Below are 16,076 nucleotides of genomic sequence, written 5' to 3'. Positions count from 1 at the left end.
GGCTCAGGGTGCCGGCACCCGGGCCAGCAGCTCCTGCACCAGCCGCTCGCCATCCCAGCCTTCGGCGGTGGCTTCGTAACTGGGCAGCACGCGATGGCGCAGCACGTCAGCGGCGACCGCGCGCACGTCATCGGGCGTGACGAAATCGCGACCGGCCAACCAGGCGCGCGCACGTGCACAGCGTTCCAGCGCGATGGAACCTCGCGGGCTTGCGCCCCACGCGATGCGGCGGCCGAGGCCGGCGTCGTAGCGCGACGGATCGCGCGAAGCCAGCACCAGTTCGATCAGGTAGCGTTCCAGCGCGGGCGCCATGTGCAGGTCCAGCACTTCGCGACGGGCCGCGAACACATCCTGCATCGGCAGCTTCTCCGGCGCCGGCGCAGCTTCGCCCAATGCGCCACGGGCACGCTCGCGGGCCAGCCGCAGGATTTCCGATTCGGCGGCCTGGTCCGGGTAGCCGATGCGCACATGCATCAGGAAGCGATCCAGCTGTGCTTCCGGCAGCGGGAAGGTGCCTTCCTGCTCGATCGGGTTCTGCGTGGCCATCACCAGGAACAACGACGGCAGCGCGTACGTATGACGGCCGACGGTGACCTGGCGTTCGCCCATCGCCTCCAGCAGCGCCGACTGCACCTTGGCCGGCGCACGGTTGATTTCATCGGCCAGCAGGATCGGGTGGAAGATCGGGCCGGGCACGAACTCGAATCGACCTTCCTGCGGGCGCCAGATCTCGGTGCCGGTGAGGTCGGCCGGCAGCAGGTCCGGGGTGAACTGCACGCGGGCGAAGTCCGCTTCCAGACGTGCTGCCAGCGCGCGGATCGCCGTGGTCTTGGCCAGTCCCGGCGCACCCTCCACCAGCAGGTGGCCGTCGGCCAGCAGCGCGATGAGCAGGCGCTCGACCAGCGCAGACTGGCCGACGATTTCGGCGGACAGCGCATCGCGCAGCTGGCTGAAGGCGGCGTGCAGGCGGGAGCTGGCCGGCGCGGGCGGCGGCGGGACGGTTTCGGGCATCGGCGGAGGCAGGTTCATGGGGGCCTTTGACCGGCGCAGGACGGCACGGGTTCCCGACATCATCGCAGGGTGCCCTGCGATTGACATCAAGAACGGCTGAACAGCCCTTCGCGCACCGCATGACCGGCCTCAACGAAGAAGGGCCGCACAAGGCGGCCCTTCTTCCTGCAACAGGTGGTACCGGCTCAGTTCTGCTTGGCCACGCGCAGCACCTTCGGCGTGACGAACACCAGCAGTTCGGCCTTGTCCTTGCTGCGGCCACGCTTCTTGAACAGGTTGCCCAGGAACGGCACGTCGCCCAGGAACGGAACCTTGCTCACGCTGCTGCGGTCGGTGAACTCGTACACGCCACCGATCACGACGGTCTGGCCATCGTCCACCAGCACCGCGGTATTGACTTCACGGCGGTTGATTTCCGGCACGGTGCCATAGCCCTGCAGCTGGATCAGGCGCTCCACTTCATCCTTCTTCAGCTGCATGTTGAGGAACACGCGGTTGTCGTTGGTGATGGTCGGGGTCACCTTCAGTTCCAGCACCACTTCCTTGAACTGGACGTTGGGCGTGGCAACGCCGCCGGTACCGCCACCACTGATGGTGACGTAGCCGATTTCCTTGCCCTGCTTGATCAGTGCCTCGCGCTGGTTGGTGGTCACCACGCGCGGGTTGGAGATCACTTCGCCACGGGCCTCTTCCTGCATCGCCGACAGCTCGACGTCCAGCAGGTAGCCGGCATTGAGGATCGACAGCGCCAACGAGCCCGGGGTGGCGGTCGAAGCGGCCGGCAGGTTGAAGTTCAGGCCACGGGTGATGGCCGGAAGCAGCGGCACCGGTGCCGGTCCAACGCTGCCGCCCGCTTCCCAATCGCGATAGGCCTTGGCATTGGCGGCCGAAGTATCCGCCTGCGACTGGCGGGTCTTGCGGTTGGATTCCAGGTCACCACTGAAGTACACGTTGTCGCGGCTGCCGCTGATGCCAAACTTGGCACCCAGCTCGCGGGCGAACGTATCGGTGGCGATGACGATACGGCTTTCGATCAGCACCTGGTCAACCGGCCGGTCGATCACGCCGATCAGTTCACGCATGCGCGCGATCTTCTTCGGGATGTCGCTGATCATCAGCGTGTTGGTGCGCTCGTCGGCCACGATGCGGCCACGCGAGGACAGGAAGCCACTGTCTTCCTGCGACGCCGAACCACCGCTGCTGCCGCTGCCGCCACCACCGCCGATACCCTTGGCCTCGGTCAGCGCCTTGAAGATCTGCGTGGCGCTGTGGTAGTTGATCTGCACGTAATCGGTAACCAGGTCTTCGCGGTTCTCGATGGCGATGCGCGCGTCTTCCTTCTCCTGCTCGAACTTGGCCAGCTCGGCCTGCGGCGCAACCCAGATCACGCTGCCGTCGCGACGCTTGTCCAGGCCCTTGGCCCGCAGCACGATGTCCAGCGCCTGGTCCCACGGCACGTTGACCAGGCGCAGGGTCACATTGCCCTGCACCGAATCGGACGCCACCACGTTGAGGTTGGATTCTTCGGCGATCAACTGCAGCACAGTGCGCACCGGCACGTCCTGGAAGTTGAAGGTCACCGGCTTGCCGGTGAAACCGCGCTGGCCCACGGCCTTGGCGGCCTGCGCAACGCTGCCCGCAGTGACCGCACCCACTGCCGCCGGCGCCTGACGCGGGCTGATCTCGACCACGTATTCGTTGCCGCTCTGGTAGGCCAGCGAATCCACCGCACCACCGGTGCTCAGGACCAGCTGGGTACCCGCGCCGGAGGGCTTGGCGTCGATGCGCTGCACCGGCGTTGCGAAGTCGGTGACGTTCATCGGCCTCTGCAGGTTGGCCGGCAGCCGGGCGTTGCCGACATCGACCACCACGCTGTTGCCCTGCGTGCGCAGGTCCGGCACCGCACCCTGCCCGTCGAACTGGACGATCAGGCGACCGGCGCCATCATCTCCGCGCTTGAAATCGATCTTCGCCACCGACAGGCCTGTCGGTGCGACGGCCGCAGCCACGGTGGCGCCTGCCGGCTTTTCCGCCGGCGTGGCAGCCAGCGCCGGAGCGCAGGCCAGCATCAGCGCGACTCCCAACGCGCTGACACGGTTCAAGGTAGAGCGCCGGATGGGACGCAGCCCCTTGGCTTGGTGAAAGGTCATCGTGCTATCCCCAGTAAACGATCATTGATCTTCAAGCGAGAGCGTTGCCGGCCGTTCCAGCCAGCCGCCCGCACCATCCGGCACCAGTTCGATCAGCTCCACGCGGTCTTCGAAGACCGCCGTGATCCGCCCGTCGCTCTGTCCCAGGTATCCGCCCGGGCGCACCCGGTAGGTCACCTTGTCCGGCCCCATCACCAGCGCGACGACGCCTGCACCCGTGCCGATGGTGCCGACCATGTCCAGTGCGTCCAGCGGGAAGCCTTCCAGCGGCTCCTTGCGCCGGTTCGGATCCGGACGCAATCCGCCATTCCCCTGCTGCGGATTGGTCCAGGCATCGGTGAACGGGTCACGCATGCCCTGCGCCGAATACTCGAAGGTCTCGAACTGCTGCATCACCGGCAGCGGCTCCAGCGGCTGCGCCGGCCGTGCCCGCTCGCCTTCCACCCACTTTTCCAGGTTGGGGGCGTCGCCGGGCGTGCTGGTCACGCCGCGGCCGCAGGCGGCCAGCAACAGGACCGCCAACGCCATTGCACCGCGTGCGATGTACGTGCGCATCACTTCTTGCCCCCCTTGCCCTTCTTCTTCGCCTCGGCATCGGCAGCAGCCTGCTGCGCCTGCACTTCGGTCTCGTCCAGGTAGCGATAGGTCTTGACCGTGCCGGACAACTCCAGCGCACCGCTACGGACGTTGCCCTTGGACTTGTCCTTGGGCTTGAGGTTGATGTCGTGCATGGTCAGGATCACCACCCGCGGCAACGATGCCACGCCGCTGACGAACGCGCCGAACTGGTGGTAGCTGCCCACCATCCGCAGCTTGATCGGCTTCTCGGCGTAGAACTCCTTGACCTGCTCCTGCTCGGGCTCGAACAGCTCGTTGGCCAGGCCGCTGGACAACGCGGTCTGCGAGATGTCGATGATCAGGTCGGGCATTTCCGTCTTGCTCGGCAGTTGCCGCAGCATCTGCTGCAGCACCTGCTCCATCTGCGCCAGCTGCTGCTTCAGCGGGGCCAGGTTCACCGCGCGTTCCTGCTGCTTGGTGAACTCGGAACGCAGCTCGACTTCCTTCGATTCCAGGCCAGCGAGTTCCTCGCGCTTGCCGCTGATCAGCAGCATCCACGCCAGGAACATGATCACCAGCGCCAGCACCGTGCAGAAGACGATCTTGGCCTTCTGCGGCCAGTTGCCGATGTCGTTGAAATCGAGGTTCTTCAGATCGATCTTCTGGCTCATGCGCGGTCCCCCTGCAGCGGCGCGATGAAGGCCTGCGGCGGCTGCGCCAGGCGGCTTCCCTCAGGCTTCGGCGCCGGCTTGGCAGCCGGCGCTGCCGGCTGGTTCGGCTTGGCCGGTGCAGCGGCCGGTGCAGCCGTCGGCGCTGCGGCAGGTGCCGCCGGGGCCGGTGCCGGCGCATTCGCGGCCGGAGCCGCAGCCGGGGCGGCAGGCGTGGCGGCGTCCGGACCTGCGGCAAGCGGGGCCACCGTAGGCGACGGTGCCGAAGCAACCGTGCCATCCGCGTTCAGGCCCGGCGTCGCCGCAACCTCTTCGCTCTGTGCCGGCAGCTTCACCTTGACCACGAACACGTACGGCAGTGCCTTGATGTCGGTAACCGGACCGGTCTTGCCGTCCTTGTCCTTCTCAGGCTCGCGCGCCTCGATGATCGACAGCTCCGGATTGGTCATCCAGCCGGAGGTGTCCAGGTTGCGCATGTAGGCCGAGACACGGGCGTTGGACTGGGTACGGCCTTCCAGGGTCAGCACGTCGCCTTCCTGCTTCAGCGCGGTCAGCACCACGCCGTCGGGAATCGTACGCACCAGCGCATCGAACAGATGGACCATCTGCGAGCGCTTGGCCTGCAGTTCCTCGATCACCTTCTTGCGTGCCAGCAGGCGTTCCTTCTGCGCATCGAGGCGGTCGATCTCCTTGTTCTGTTCCTTGACCTTCTCGATCTCGGCCGACAGATAGGCATTGCGATCCATCTGGCCGCTCACCTGGCGGTCGTAGTAGAACCAGATCAGCAGCGACAGCAGCAGGCCACCGATCGCGGCCATGCCCAGCATTGCGTAGAACTCACGCTGGCGTTGCTTGCGCCGCTCGGCGCGCCAGGGCAATAGATTGATGCGTGCCATCAGTCGAAGCTCCTCAGCGCCAGACCGGTGGCGATCATCAGCGCGGGGGCATCCTGGGCCAGCGCATGCGCGTTCACCTTCGGGCCCAGGGTCATCTGTGCCAGCGGGTTGGCGACCACGGTCGGCACGCCCAGCTGTTCTTCGACCATCTCCGGCAGGCCACCCAGCACGGCACAGCCGCCGGCCAGCACGATGTGATCGACGCGGTTGAACTCACTGCCTGCGTAGAAGAACTGCAGCAGGCGGCTGATCTGCTGCACCGTGGCTTCCTTGAACGGCTCCAGCACTTCCATCTCGTAGCTTTCCGGCAACCCGCCCTGGCGCTTGGCCAGGCCGGCTTCCTCGTAGCTCAGGCCGTAGCGGCGCATGATCTCGTCGGTCAGCTGCTTGCCACCGAACACCTGTTCGCGGCTGTAGAGGCTACGGCCGCCGCGCAGGACATTGAGGGTGGTCATGGTCGCGCCGATGTCGACCAGTGCGACAACACCGTCGATGGACACCGGCAGCTCGCTGGCGACCAGGGCGTAGGCGTTCTCGACCGCGAAGGCCTCCACGTCCATCACCTTGGCCTGCAGGCCACCGAGCTCCAGCGCCGACTGGCGCAGCTCCACGTTCTCCGAACGCGACGCGGCCAGCAGCACCTGCACCATCTCGGGGTTGTTCGGGATCGCCCCGATCACCTCGAAGTCCAGGTTCACTTCCTCGATCGGATACGGAATGTAGTTGACCGCTTCCAGCTCGATCTGGGCTTCCATGTCGTTTTCGTCGAGCTCGGCCGGCATCGGGATCACCTTGGTGATCACCGCCGACCCGGCGACGGCGGCAGCGGCCAGCTTGGCCTTGCTGCCTGAACGGTTCATCGCCCGGCGGATGGCCTCACCGACCGCTTCCACCTCCACGATGTTCTTCTCCACCACCGCATTCGGCGGAAGTGGTTCCACAGCATAGTGTTCCACACGGAAACGATTGCCGCTGCGGGACAGCTGCAAAAGCTTTACCGCAGTCGAACTGATGTCGACGCCTACAAGCGGCGACTGACTTTTTGGGATGAGCCCCACGGTTTCTCCCCTGCCGACGGGCACTTGGACACAAGACCTGCGTCCGAGCATTAATAACGTATTCTTAGCAAATGGCAACGGCCCTGCTGTGAAGTCCCTCACGGATTCACATTGCAGCCCCTGGCAGTTCCCCTTGCGCTCCCCAGTGCCGACCCCAGCCGCCACCTTGCGTAATCTATACTCTGCGACCACGAAATTCGCAATCGGAATCTGAACCCGATGACTCGACTCCGCCGCTGGCTGCGCTGGATCTTCCTGATTGTCCTGGTCCTGGCGCTGATCGGCGCGGCCGCCGTGGGCGGTCTGTACTACGCCGTATCCTCCAAGCTTCCCGACGTGCAGACCCTGCGCGACGTGGAGATGCAGGAGCCCATGTACGTCTATGCCGCCGACGGCAAGCTGATGGCGGTGTTCGGCGAGACCCGCCGGACCCCGGTCACCATGAAGGACGTGCCCGAGCGCCTGAAGCAGGCGTTCCTGGCCACCGAGGATGCCCGCTTCTACGAGCATGGCGGCGTGGACTACATGGGCATCGGCCGCGCGGTGTGGCTGCTGGCCACCACCAACGACAAGCGCGTGCCGGGTGGTTCGACCATCACCCAGCAGGTGGCCCGCCAGTTCTTCCTCAGCTCCGAGTACAGCTATACCCGCAAGCTGGCCGAGATCCTGCTGGCGCGGAAGATCGAGTCCGAGCTGAGCAAGGACGAGATCTTCGAGCTGTACCTGAACAAGAGTTTCTTCGGCAACCGCGCCTACGGCGTGGCCGCCGCCGCCGAGTTCTATTACGGCAAGAAGCTGGGCGAACTGAACCTGGACGAGATGGCCTCGCTGGCCGGCATCCCCAAGTTCCCCTCTTCCGGCAACCCGATCTCCAACCCTGAACGTGCCCGCCAGCGCCGCGACAACTACGTGCTGCAGCGCATGGCCGACCTGAAGTTCGTCACCCAGGCCGAGGCCGACGCCGCCAAGGCGGTGCCGATGCATGCCAGCGCGCATGAGCCGCCGGTACAGGTCGATGCCCCCTACGTGGCCGAACTGGTGCGCCAGGAAATGATCGCCCGCTTTGGCGGCGATGTGGTCAACAAGGGTTACCACGTCACCACCACCATCGACTCGACCCTGCAGACTGCCGCCAACCTGGCCGTCCGCGATGGCCTGCTGCTGTACGACCACCGCCACGGCTGGCACGGCGTGGAGAAGCAGGTCCAGGTGGGGGCCGGCGAAGATGCCGCCGCCCTCGCCGAGCACCTGCGCGGCATGTTCGGCCAGTCCGGCCTGCTGCCGGCCATCGTTGCCAACACCGGCGCCGACGGCAGCGCCACCGTGGTACTGGCCAACCGCAGCGAGATCGTGCTGCCGGCCGGCGCCGCCAAGTGGACCAACAAGACCCCGGGCAAGCTGGTGCAGCGCGGCGACATCGTGCGCGTGCGCGTCGGCGCCAAGGATGGTGAGTGGCTGCTGGACCAGCTGCCGCGCGGCCAGTCCGCGCTGGTCTCGCTGGATGCCCACAACGGCGCGTTGAAGGCGCTGGTCGGTGGCTTCAGCTTCTCCGGCAACAAGTTCAACCGTGCCACCCAGGCCCGTCGCCAGCCAGGCTCGAGCTTCAAGCCGTTCGTCTACGCGGCCGCCTTCGACAAGGGCTACAACCCGGCCTCGATCGTGCTCGACGCCCCGGTCGTGTTCCGCGACCGCCGCGGCAAGACCTGGGCCCCGCAGAACGACGGCGGCGGCTTCCGTGGCCCGATGCGCCTGCGCGAAGCACTGGTGCAGTCGCGCAACCTGGTCTCGGTCCGCCTGCTTGACGGCATGGGCGTGGACTACGCGCGCAAGTACATCAGCGAATTTGGTTTCGCCGAATCGGAACTGCCGCCGAACCTGTCGATGTCGCTGGGCACCGCCTCGCTCACTCCGCTGTCGGTGGCCCGTGGCTACGCCGTGTTCGCCAATGGCGGCTCGCGCGTGGACACCTGGCTGATCGACCAGGTCAACGACCGCGATGGCAACCTGGTGTTCAAGGAAAACCCGGCGCTGGCCTGCCGCGAGTGCGCCGGCAGCAGCGACCAGCCGGTCAACCAGGTGGTGGATGGCTTCAACTTTGGCGCCCCGGCGCCGAAGGTGGACCCCGCTGCGGCAGCCAAGGCCGAAGCCAAGACCGAAACCGCTGCCGTAGCGGCCAACCCCGATGCCCGCACCGCCCCACGCGCGATCGACGCCCGCACCGCCTACCAGCTGGTGTCGATGATGCGCGACGTGGTCCAGCGCGGTACCGGCGTCCAGGCCAAGGTGCTCGGCCGTGAGGACGTGGGCGGCAAGACCGGCTCCACCAACGACCACCGCGACGCCTGGTTCTCCGGCTTCGGTGGCCCGTACGTGACCACCGTGTGGGTCGGCCGCGACGACTTCCGCTCGCTGGGCTACCGCGAATACGGGGGCAAGGCCGCCCTGCCGATCTGGATCGACTACATGCGCACTGCGCTGAAGGACACCCCGATCGCGCAGAACGACCCGCCCAGCGGCATGGTCCAGGCCACCCTCAACGGCGCCACAGAGTGGGTGAAGGTGGAAGACATGGACCGCCTGACCGACTACGACCTGAACCTCAATACGCCGCAGGCCGACGCCGCCGCGTTCGATATCTTCTGAGGAAAGGTCCGGGTGGATGCCGACCAAGGTCGGCACCTACCAGAGCGTTGGTGGGTGCCAACCTTGGTTGGCACCTCAGCGAAATACCCACGCAGATGTCACATCCGTGCGCTAGTCTGTAGCCAGGTCGCAACAGGAGTCATCGCATGCATCGCGCGCGCCAGCATGCTGCCAGCCAGACCCGCGAGCGGCGTCACCGCCTCGCCCACGAAGCCGCCCGCCTGATGGCCGAAGGCGGCATCCGCGACTACCACCAGGCCAAATTGAAGGCTGCCAGCCGCCTCGGCATCCACGACGATGCCTCCCTGCCCCGTAACACCGAGATCGAGGACGCCCTGCGCGAGTACCAGCGGCTGTTCTCAGGGCCGCAGCATGGCAACGAACTGCAGCGCCGCCGCGAAGCCGCGATGCGCGCCCTCGAGTTCCTGCACGGCTTCGCCCCGCGCCTGGCCGGCCCGGTGCTGGAGGGCACCGCCGACGCCAACAGCCCCGTGCAGCTGCACCTGCACAGCGACGACCCGGAGGCCGTGCACCGCTTCCTGGACGAGCACGGCATTCCCGCCGAATCGCGCACGCGCCGGCTGCGCATGGGCCGCGAGCGCAGCCTCGATGTGCCGGTCTGGGTGTTCAGTGCCGAAGAGCTGACCTTCGACCTGGCGGTGCTGCCCTATGACGCCCTGCGCCAGGCACCGCTGTCACCGGTGGACGAAAAGCCGATGCGGCGAGCCTCCGTGGCACAGCTGCGGCAGGTGCTGGCCGAGGCCGAGATCACCGCCTACATCGGCGGTCAAGGATAGCGGTAGCGGCCGACAGCGTGTGGTAGGTGCGGACCGTCGGTCCGCACGTTGCTTCGGGTATCCGGGTACCTGACCGAAAGACAGCTGGGTACGGCTCGGTGCTACAGGGGGTACAGGTGCGGCTCTTCCGCATCTCCGGTCAGCAGGCGCGCCAGCCACGGCGCGCCCGCGCGTTGTGGGTACTCCAGCATCATCCGTGCGTGCATGGCCTGCAGATCCCCCAGCAACCAGGTCTGGTTGTAGGCATCGCCGAACGTATCGGACCAAGCGCTCTGCACGCGCGTGCGCTCACCGCCATCGAGGTTCGGCATCCTGTCCAACGGCTCGGCCAGCACCGACGCCAGCGCCTCGTTGATCGTTGCATTTTCCGCCTGCGCCGCACGCAGCAGCTCCAGGCGATGGGTCACCCGCCAGCACTCGTAGGGGAAGCAGCTTCCGGTGGCGGTGATGTAGTCGGCCATGTCAGCCAGCAGGTGGGCCTTCAGTTGCCACGCCTCCGCACTGTCCAGCAGCTGCCGCACCTGCAGTGTGCGCAGTGTGCCGGCGCGGACCTCTTCGGGCGTGTTGAACATCTCGCCAGGCACGCTGCCACCGTGCCGCACACTCACGATGCGGCGGATGGCCTCATGGGTGATGTTTTCCACGCGCAGCGCCGCCGCTTCGGGATGCACGCGTGGGGGCGGCACGCTCGCCACCCGCCAGTAGTACCACAGCACCATCGCCATGCACGCCAGGCACAGCGCGCTGGACAGCATCCAGCCGTCCACATTGCGCGTGTAGTACCGATAGCGTGCGCGCCACAGGTAGAAACTGCGATAGTTGATGAACTGGCGTACCCATCCGTACATCGCCTTCTCCTCGGCAAGCGCCCCGGCGCGGCAGGGCTCGCTACGCGCACCACGCCGGGGCTCCATGGCTTACCAGCCGATGCCCACACCCACGCCCACGCTGCGCTCACCACTGTTGGTGAAAGCACCATTGAGGCTGAAGGTGGCCGAACCCTTGTCGTTCAACACGCGCTGGTAACCGACCGCCATCGCCGATTCGCCTTCGGCATAGCCCACGCCCGCACCGAGGCGGTTGTAGGTGGCCAGGCCGGCGGTGTTCATTGCCATCGCGGTCTGCGCGCTGCTCATCGCCGCCATGCGGTTGAAACGCTTGTCCATCTTGTTCAGGCGCGCATCCACTTCGCGGGCGATGCCATCGCTGTAGTCGTTGGCGCGGGCCAGCATCTTCTCCAGCTCGGCGGTGTCGACCTGCGGTTTCGGCGATTCCGGCGCTTCAGCCTTGGGCTGCGGCGCGGGCGAGGACTTTGGTGCGCTGCCGGTATCGGCGACGACCTTGTCGTCCTGCGTGGCGGGCGGCGTGGGTGCCGCGGCCTCCTGCTCGCTGGATGCCAGCGCCATGGCACGCGACTGCGGCGCCGGGCCCTGGCCGTCTGCGCGCTGTTCCAGCCCGTCGATGCGGCCGTTGAGCTGCTGCTGCACCGCGTGCAGCTGGCCGCCGTTGACCGCCTCTCGGCTGCCTGCGGCGATCAGGCCGTTGGCCACGTTGGAGATGACCATGCCCTGCGCACCGGCGAGGGTGAGCTGGTTGAAGCCGTCGGCACGGGCGGTGGCTGTGTCCTGGAAGATGGAACGGAGCTGGCCTTCGACGTTGGCCACACGGGAGGTCGTGTTGATGACTGCGCCGTCGAGCGAGGTCAGGGCATCGTTGACCGTGGACTGCGTGCCGCCTTGCACATTGAACTGCGGGCCGACGATGTTGCCATTGGCATCTACCTCGCTGCCGATCGCGACCAACGCGCTGCGGAGCTGGCCTATAGTGGTGGCGTTGTGGTTGGCAGTACCTTGGGCAACGTTGGTAATCCTTCTCGCCAGGCCAGTGCTTCCAATTGATACCGTGCGCTGCTCAATTGCGATTGAGCCTTGGCCCAAGGCCACAGCATACTCCGCCCCCTTTTCTACCGAACTATTTACGCCAAGGGCTACGCCACCTGTTTCCATTACAGACGAGAACACTCCAAGAGAGAATCCACCGTAGGCATCCTATGGACATGAGCAGCCCGCCCCAACGCGACCGAATTATTCCCGTCGGCCGAGGCCCAAGAACCAATGGCGACACCTCCTTCAGACTGAACTGATGCCGTCGCGCCTCTGCCAATGGCCACACCTGCAGGACCCGCAACAGCGGGATCTCTCCAATCCTCGGGCACCCAGCCGAACGCAATATCGCGATGCAAATCCTCAACGGATTTCACCCGTATATTCATATCGTAGAGCTGGCTGCCACGCACCACATCTGAGCTATCTACCGAGAGCCGCGCATCGGCCACGCCGGTCAGGCGAGCGCCGCCGAAATCGATCGGGTTCCCTACATGCGATCCGGCGAACGCACGCAACTGTTCAGAGCCCCTATCTCGCTGCAGCGCATCCAGCTCACTACGATTTTGCTCGATCTTCTGCTCCGCAGCGAACAGCTGATTACCCGTGACAGCGTCGCGACTGCCCGCTGCGATCCGGCCATCCGCCAGATTGGTGAGCAAGGCACCATTGAGACCGGCCAGCGCAATGGTATTGATGCCATTGGACTGAACGCCAAGCCGCTCCTGGAAGATTGAGCGAAGCTCGCCTTCCACGCCATCCATGCGGGAAGTGCTGCGGACTATCGCGTTGTCCAGAACAGTCAGGGCATCGCCCACTGTACGCTGGCGGGTGTTCTGCACTGCGTAGGTAGGCGCAATCACGCCGCCATTGGCATCAAGCTTTGCGTCGCCGCCGAGGGTAGCGAGGACGTCGTTCAACTGGCCGACGGTGGTGGCGTTGTGGTCGGCAGCGCCGCGGGCGACATTAACAAGTCGGCGATTGATCGCAGTAGAGCCAAAGGACACGGTGTTTGACTCTTCAGCGATAGAGCCTGCGCCTACCGCAACCGCCTCCATCGCACCCTTCCTGACAACGCTGCCAGCTCCAAGCGCCACACCCTCATACTCCTCGACAAGGGAAAAGACGCCCAGAGCGAAACCCCTCTCTGCATCCACGTCTACGTCGGCCGCACGCCCCAATGCAACGGAATTCTTTCCCGACGCCTTCGCAAAACTACCCAATGCCACACCGCCCTCACTGAGGAGCGACGCCTCAGCGCCATCGCCCAATGCGACTCCCACTAGGCCAGCTTGCGCGCTCACAGCGGGACCACCGCCTCCCACGTGCGTGTACTTGGCCTGCGCCTCCACTTCCGCAACCCTGGAAGCAGCATCACTGGCAACGTCATGCGCGGCCTTCGCGCGCTCATCGGTAGCAAATAGCTGGCCGCCGTTTACGGCGTCCGCTCCGCCAGCGATCAATTCGCCATCTGCCAGGCCACTGATCCGACGCTTGCTACCAGTGCTGTTGCGCACGTCCACAATAGAGCCGGAATTCGCCCCCCCCAATCGAACATTGCCCGTCGGAGCAGATTCGCTGACCAGGCCCTCCAACGTCGCGGCTTTCGCAAGTGCCTGAACCGCCTTGTCACTAGCCTCTTTCGCTGTAGATTCCGCGCCACGCGCAGCCTGATCTGTTGCGAAGAGCTGCGCACCTGTCACAGCTTCATTGCTGGTCGCGGTTAGGCTGCCATTGGCTACATTGACGATCTTCCGCTTGATGCTGGCGTTGCCTACCGACACCTGGTCCTGGGCGCTGGTCGTGGAACCCGAGCCAAGCGCAACCGAGCGCAGATGGCTGGCGGTGCTGCCATAACCCAGGGCCATCGCCCCGACCCCGCCGGAGGCATTGGCATTGCGACCAATGGCCAGCAGATCTTCCTGCGGTCCGGTCTTTGCCATGGTTCCGATGGCGATGCTGTGCTTGGAGGTAACAGATTCGACGCCGGCGCGATCACCGATGGCGATGGCCCCTTCCGCCAATGCTTTGGCCGTGCGGCCCATCGCGGTTGCAGCCGTCCCGCTGGCCTCGGTATAGATGCCATTGGCCAATGCACCGGTGCCGGTAGCCTTGGCCTTGTTGGTATCGCTGCCGGTTGTGCCGTTGACCAGCAGATAGGACGAGGCCTTGACCTGTGCAACTGCTGCATCCGCAGCTATCTTGGCGCCTGTCGCAGTTGCGTTGGTTGCGTAAAGCTGATTGCCGGTTACAGCCTCCGAGCTTCCCTGCGCGACCAGTCCGTCGGACATGTTCACCAGCTTTCGCTTCTGTGTCGCGCTGCCGATAGATACCTGGTAGCTCCCAGTCGTCTGGGACTCATTGCCCAGCGCAACAGATCCCTCATGCACGGCTTCAGCACGATACCCCAGTGCCACGGCCCCTCGCTCCCGGGTTCTGGCACCATAACCAATCGATGTGGAGAACGTTCCTTCGGCAGATGTGTTGTACCCCAGTGCGGAAGCCCCGATTCCGGTCGCACTGGCCATGTTGCCCAGCGCCGACGTGTAAACCTCCTTGGCCGTCGCGCCGTTACCCACGGCCACCGAGCGATCCCCCAATGAATTGGCACTGCGCCCCACCGCAACGCCGCCCAGCCCGGCAGCGGCGTAAGCACCAACAGCCACACCATCCGCCTTGTCTGCGGACGAGTAGGCGCCTATCTTTACCGTCGTGTCGCTGAGACGCTTGTTCACAGCGTCGGCGATGCTCTTGGCGCTGTTGGCAGTATCACGCACCGCATTTGCTGTATCGCGTGCTGTGTTTGCAGTGGACTGCGCGGCATTTGCAGTACTCCTCGCGGTATTGGCCACACCTTCCGCTGTCGCAACATTGCGGTTTGTGTTGTTCAATTGGTTGAGATTCACCGCATCGTTACCAGATTGTCCCGCATCAACATTGGTGATGCGACGTCTTTGCCCGCTATTGCCCACCGAAACCGTTCTGGATTCGTAGGCTACGGAGTTAGCGCCGATAGCAACAGAATCCGTATACGCTGCACGCGCACCGCTACCGATCGCAATCGCATTGCCTGAGGTTGCCTGCGCATCATGACCAAGCGCGGTTGCACCCTTGCCGTTGGCGTACGAAGCGGTTCCCAACGCCGTGCCATGGCCGCCGTACGCTCTGGCGTTGTGGCCGACTGCCGTAGCGTATCCGCCAGTGGTCTTTGCATAGTTGCCCAACCCCGTAGACTCGGTACCACTGATGCTTGCGCGCGAGCCGAGCGCCAAAACGTCGGCGCCACTGACGATCGCATCGGCGTAGTTTCCGCTCATCACGATCGCCAGCTGATCGTACCTGCCACGCGGTGCAATAGCCGACGCAACAGAATTCGGCGCCGTGAAGGACAGCAGGGGGATTAACTCCTTCTGAACCCGCAATGTTCCGGTACTGGATTCCGAAGCCAACTCCAGGTCATCCGTTTCATTGGCCGCAAAGGCGCCATCCGCCGTCGTCAGCAGAAGTGCAGACATCAGCACCCGCGTCTGCGCGGGCTTGCCGCGCGGCGAGCTCAGCTCACTGGCCACCACCCAACACTGCCGGGCGGCATTCCAGATACGTCGATAGATACGGTTCATTGAAGCTCCTTAACAACACAGGGAAAAATCGGTCCGCGCGGATGCGCAGGTCAAAGGATGGGAATGGACTCAGCCCGCCGACGCGGCCACTGTCTGCACGTGCTCGCGGTAGCCGTCGCGGGTGAGGCGATAGCGCAGCTGCAGGGTGTTGCCGGGCTTGGGTTGGAACGGGAGTTCCAGCGCGGCATCCGGGTACAGGCTGTGCGAGACGTCGTGGGCGGTGCAGGCACCGGCACTGCTGCACTCGGCCACACTGGTGATGCCCACGCGCAGCGTGCCGGTGTTGTGCAAGGTGTTGCCCTGCAGGCGCAGCGCCACCTCGCCATCGGCGGGCAACACGTTCACCAGGGCACCCCAGACCAGGCTGACGCCCACGTTGGCCTGTGATCCACCCTCGCCTTCGCGTTCGATCTCTTCCGGCCCGCGTACACCTTCGAAATAGATGCGATAGGCGGTTTCCTTTTCCACGCTCTGCAGCGGGATCAGGCGGATCAGGCGATTGCCCCCGCCCGACAGCGCGAACTTGCCCGGGGTGATGGTGATGGCAGCCTCGTGCGGCTCCACCTCAACTTCGCGCTCGTTCTCACTGGCCGGGTTGTCGATACGCCGCAGCGCGGCCTGCACGTATTGCGGCTGGGTGGACTGTGAATACACGCGTATCTGCGCGCTGCGCTTGCCTTCAATCGACGTGCGCATGGGATGGATGGTCAGGTTGGCCTGGGCCGGCAGTGCAACCAGCAGGACCAATGGCAGCAGGGAGAGAGCGATCTTTTTCATGGGAGGTTCCGTGGA

At 65.2% G+C, this 16,076-nt stretch carries 12 protein-coding genes; 2 read left to right on the top strand and 10 right to left on the bottom strand.

Features of this window, described 5'->3' with window-relative positions:
• Window positions 1–3: 3 nt before the first annotated feature.
• The 6 genes from SSKA14_RS06365 to SSKA14_RS06340 form a co-directional block, all read right to left on the bottom strand.
• Entirely contained in the window at window positions 4–1,029 is a 1,026-nt protein-coding gene (locus tag SSKA14_RS06365) for a MoxR family ATPase (RefSeq protein WP_008268638.1), read from the bottom strand.
• Window positions 1,030–1,196: 167 nt separating this feature from the next.
• A complete protein-coding gene (locus SSKA14_RS06360) occupies window positions 1,197–3,161 on the bottom strand; it encodes a type IV pilus secretin PilQ family protein (protein WP_040007182.1) in 1,965 nt (654 codons plus the stop codon).
• 21 nt (window positions 3,162–3,182) lie between these two features.
• On the bottom strand, window positions 3,183–3,716 hold the full coding sequence (locus SSKA14_RS06355; protein WP_006465989.1) for a pilus assembly protein PilP: 534 nt from the start codon (window positions 3,714–3,716) through the stop codon (window positions 3,183–3,185).
• Window positions 3,716–4,390: a type 4a pilus biogenesis protein PilO gene (pilO, locus tag SSKA14_RS06350; protein WP_008268772.1), complete on the bottom strand. Its 675-nt coding sequence runs from the start codon at window positions 4,388–4,390 to the stop codon at window positions 3,716–3,718. The genes SSKA14_RS06355 and pilO overlap by 1 nt, the downstream gene beginning before the upstream one ends.
• Window positions 4,387–5,283, bottom strand: a complete 897-nt coding sequence (locus SSKA14_RS06345) for a PilN domain-containing protein (protein WP_008268309.1) — start codon at window positions 5,281–5,283, stop codon at window positions 4,387–4,389. The genes pilO and SSKA14_RS06345 overlap by 4 nt, the downstream gene beginning before the upstream one ends.
• Window positions 5,283–6,341, bottom strand: coding sequence for a pilus assembly protein PilM (locus SSKA14_RS06340; RefSeq protein WP_005410860.1), 1,059 nt, complete (start codon window positions 6,339–6,341; stop codon window positions 5,283–5,285). The genes SSKA14_RS06345 and SSKA14_RS06340 overlap by 1 nt, the downstream gene beginning before the upstream one ends.
• A gap of 219 nt (window positions 6,342–6,560) precedes the next feature.
• On the opposite strand from SSKA14_RS06340, the gene SSKA14_RS06335 reads away from it, so the two are divergent.
• Both SSKA14_RS06335 and SSKA14_RS06330 read left to right on the top strand, forming a co-directional pair.
• A complete protein-coding gene (locus SSKA14_RS06335; protein ID WP_008265311.1) occupies window positions 6,561–8,984 on the top strand; it encodes a penicillin-binding protein 1A in 2,424 nt (807 codons plus the stop codon).
• Window positions 8,985–9,130: 146 nt separating this feature from the next.
• Window positions 9,131–9,781 carry a hypothetical protein gene (locus SSKA14_RS06330; RefSeq protein WP_008265244.1) on the top strand — a complete coding sequence of 217 codons (651 nt, stop codon included), beginning with the start codon at window positions 9,131–9,133 and terminating at the stop codon, window positions 9,779–9,781.
• A gap of 101 nt (window positions 9,782–9,882) precedes the next feature.
• On the opposite strand, the gene SSKA14_RS06325 is transcribed toward SSKA14_RS06330, so the two are convergent.
• From SSKA14_RS06325 to SSKA14_RS06315, 4 genes are all read right to left on the bottom strand, one after another.
• The gene (locus SSKA14_RS06325) at window positions 9,883–10,629 is read right to left on the bottom strand and encodes a hypothetical protein (RefSeq protein WP_008267247.1); all 747 of its coding nucleotides are present in this window, start codon (window positions 10,627–10,629) and stop codon (window positions 9,883–9,885) included.
• Window positions 10,630–10,698: 69 nt separating this feature from the next.
• Entirely contained in the window at window positions 10,699–11,583 is an 885-nt protein-coding gene (locus SSKA14_RS22975; protein WP_008267480.1) for a YadA-like family protein, read from the bottom strand.
• A gap of 203 nt (window positions 11,584–11,786) precedes the next feature.
• Window positions 11,787–15,284, bottom strand: a complete 3,498-nt coding sequence (locus SSKA14_RS22970) for an ESPR-type extended signal peptide-containing protein (protein WP_008266277.1) — start codon at window positions 15,282–15,284, stop codon at window positions 11,787–11,789.
• A gap of 69 nt (window positions 15,285–15,353) precedes the next feature.
• A complete protein-coding gene (locus SSKA14_RS06315; RefSeq protein WP_008267231.1) occupies window positions 15,354–16,061 on the bottom strand; it encodes a fimbrial protein in 708 nt (235 codons plus the stop codon).
• Window positions 16,062–16,076: the final 15 nt, after the last annotated feature.

The sequence above is a fragment of the Stenotrophomonas sp. SKA14 genome (genome assembly GCF_000158575.1).
Taxonomy (GTDB): domain Bacteria; phylum Pseudomonadota; class Gammaproteobacteria; order Xanthomonadales; family Xanthomonadaceae; genus Stenotrophomonas; species Stenotrophomonas forensis.
This window is presented reverse-complemented; position numbering and strand designations above follow the sequence as displayed.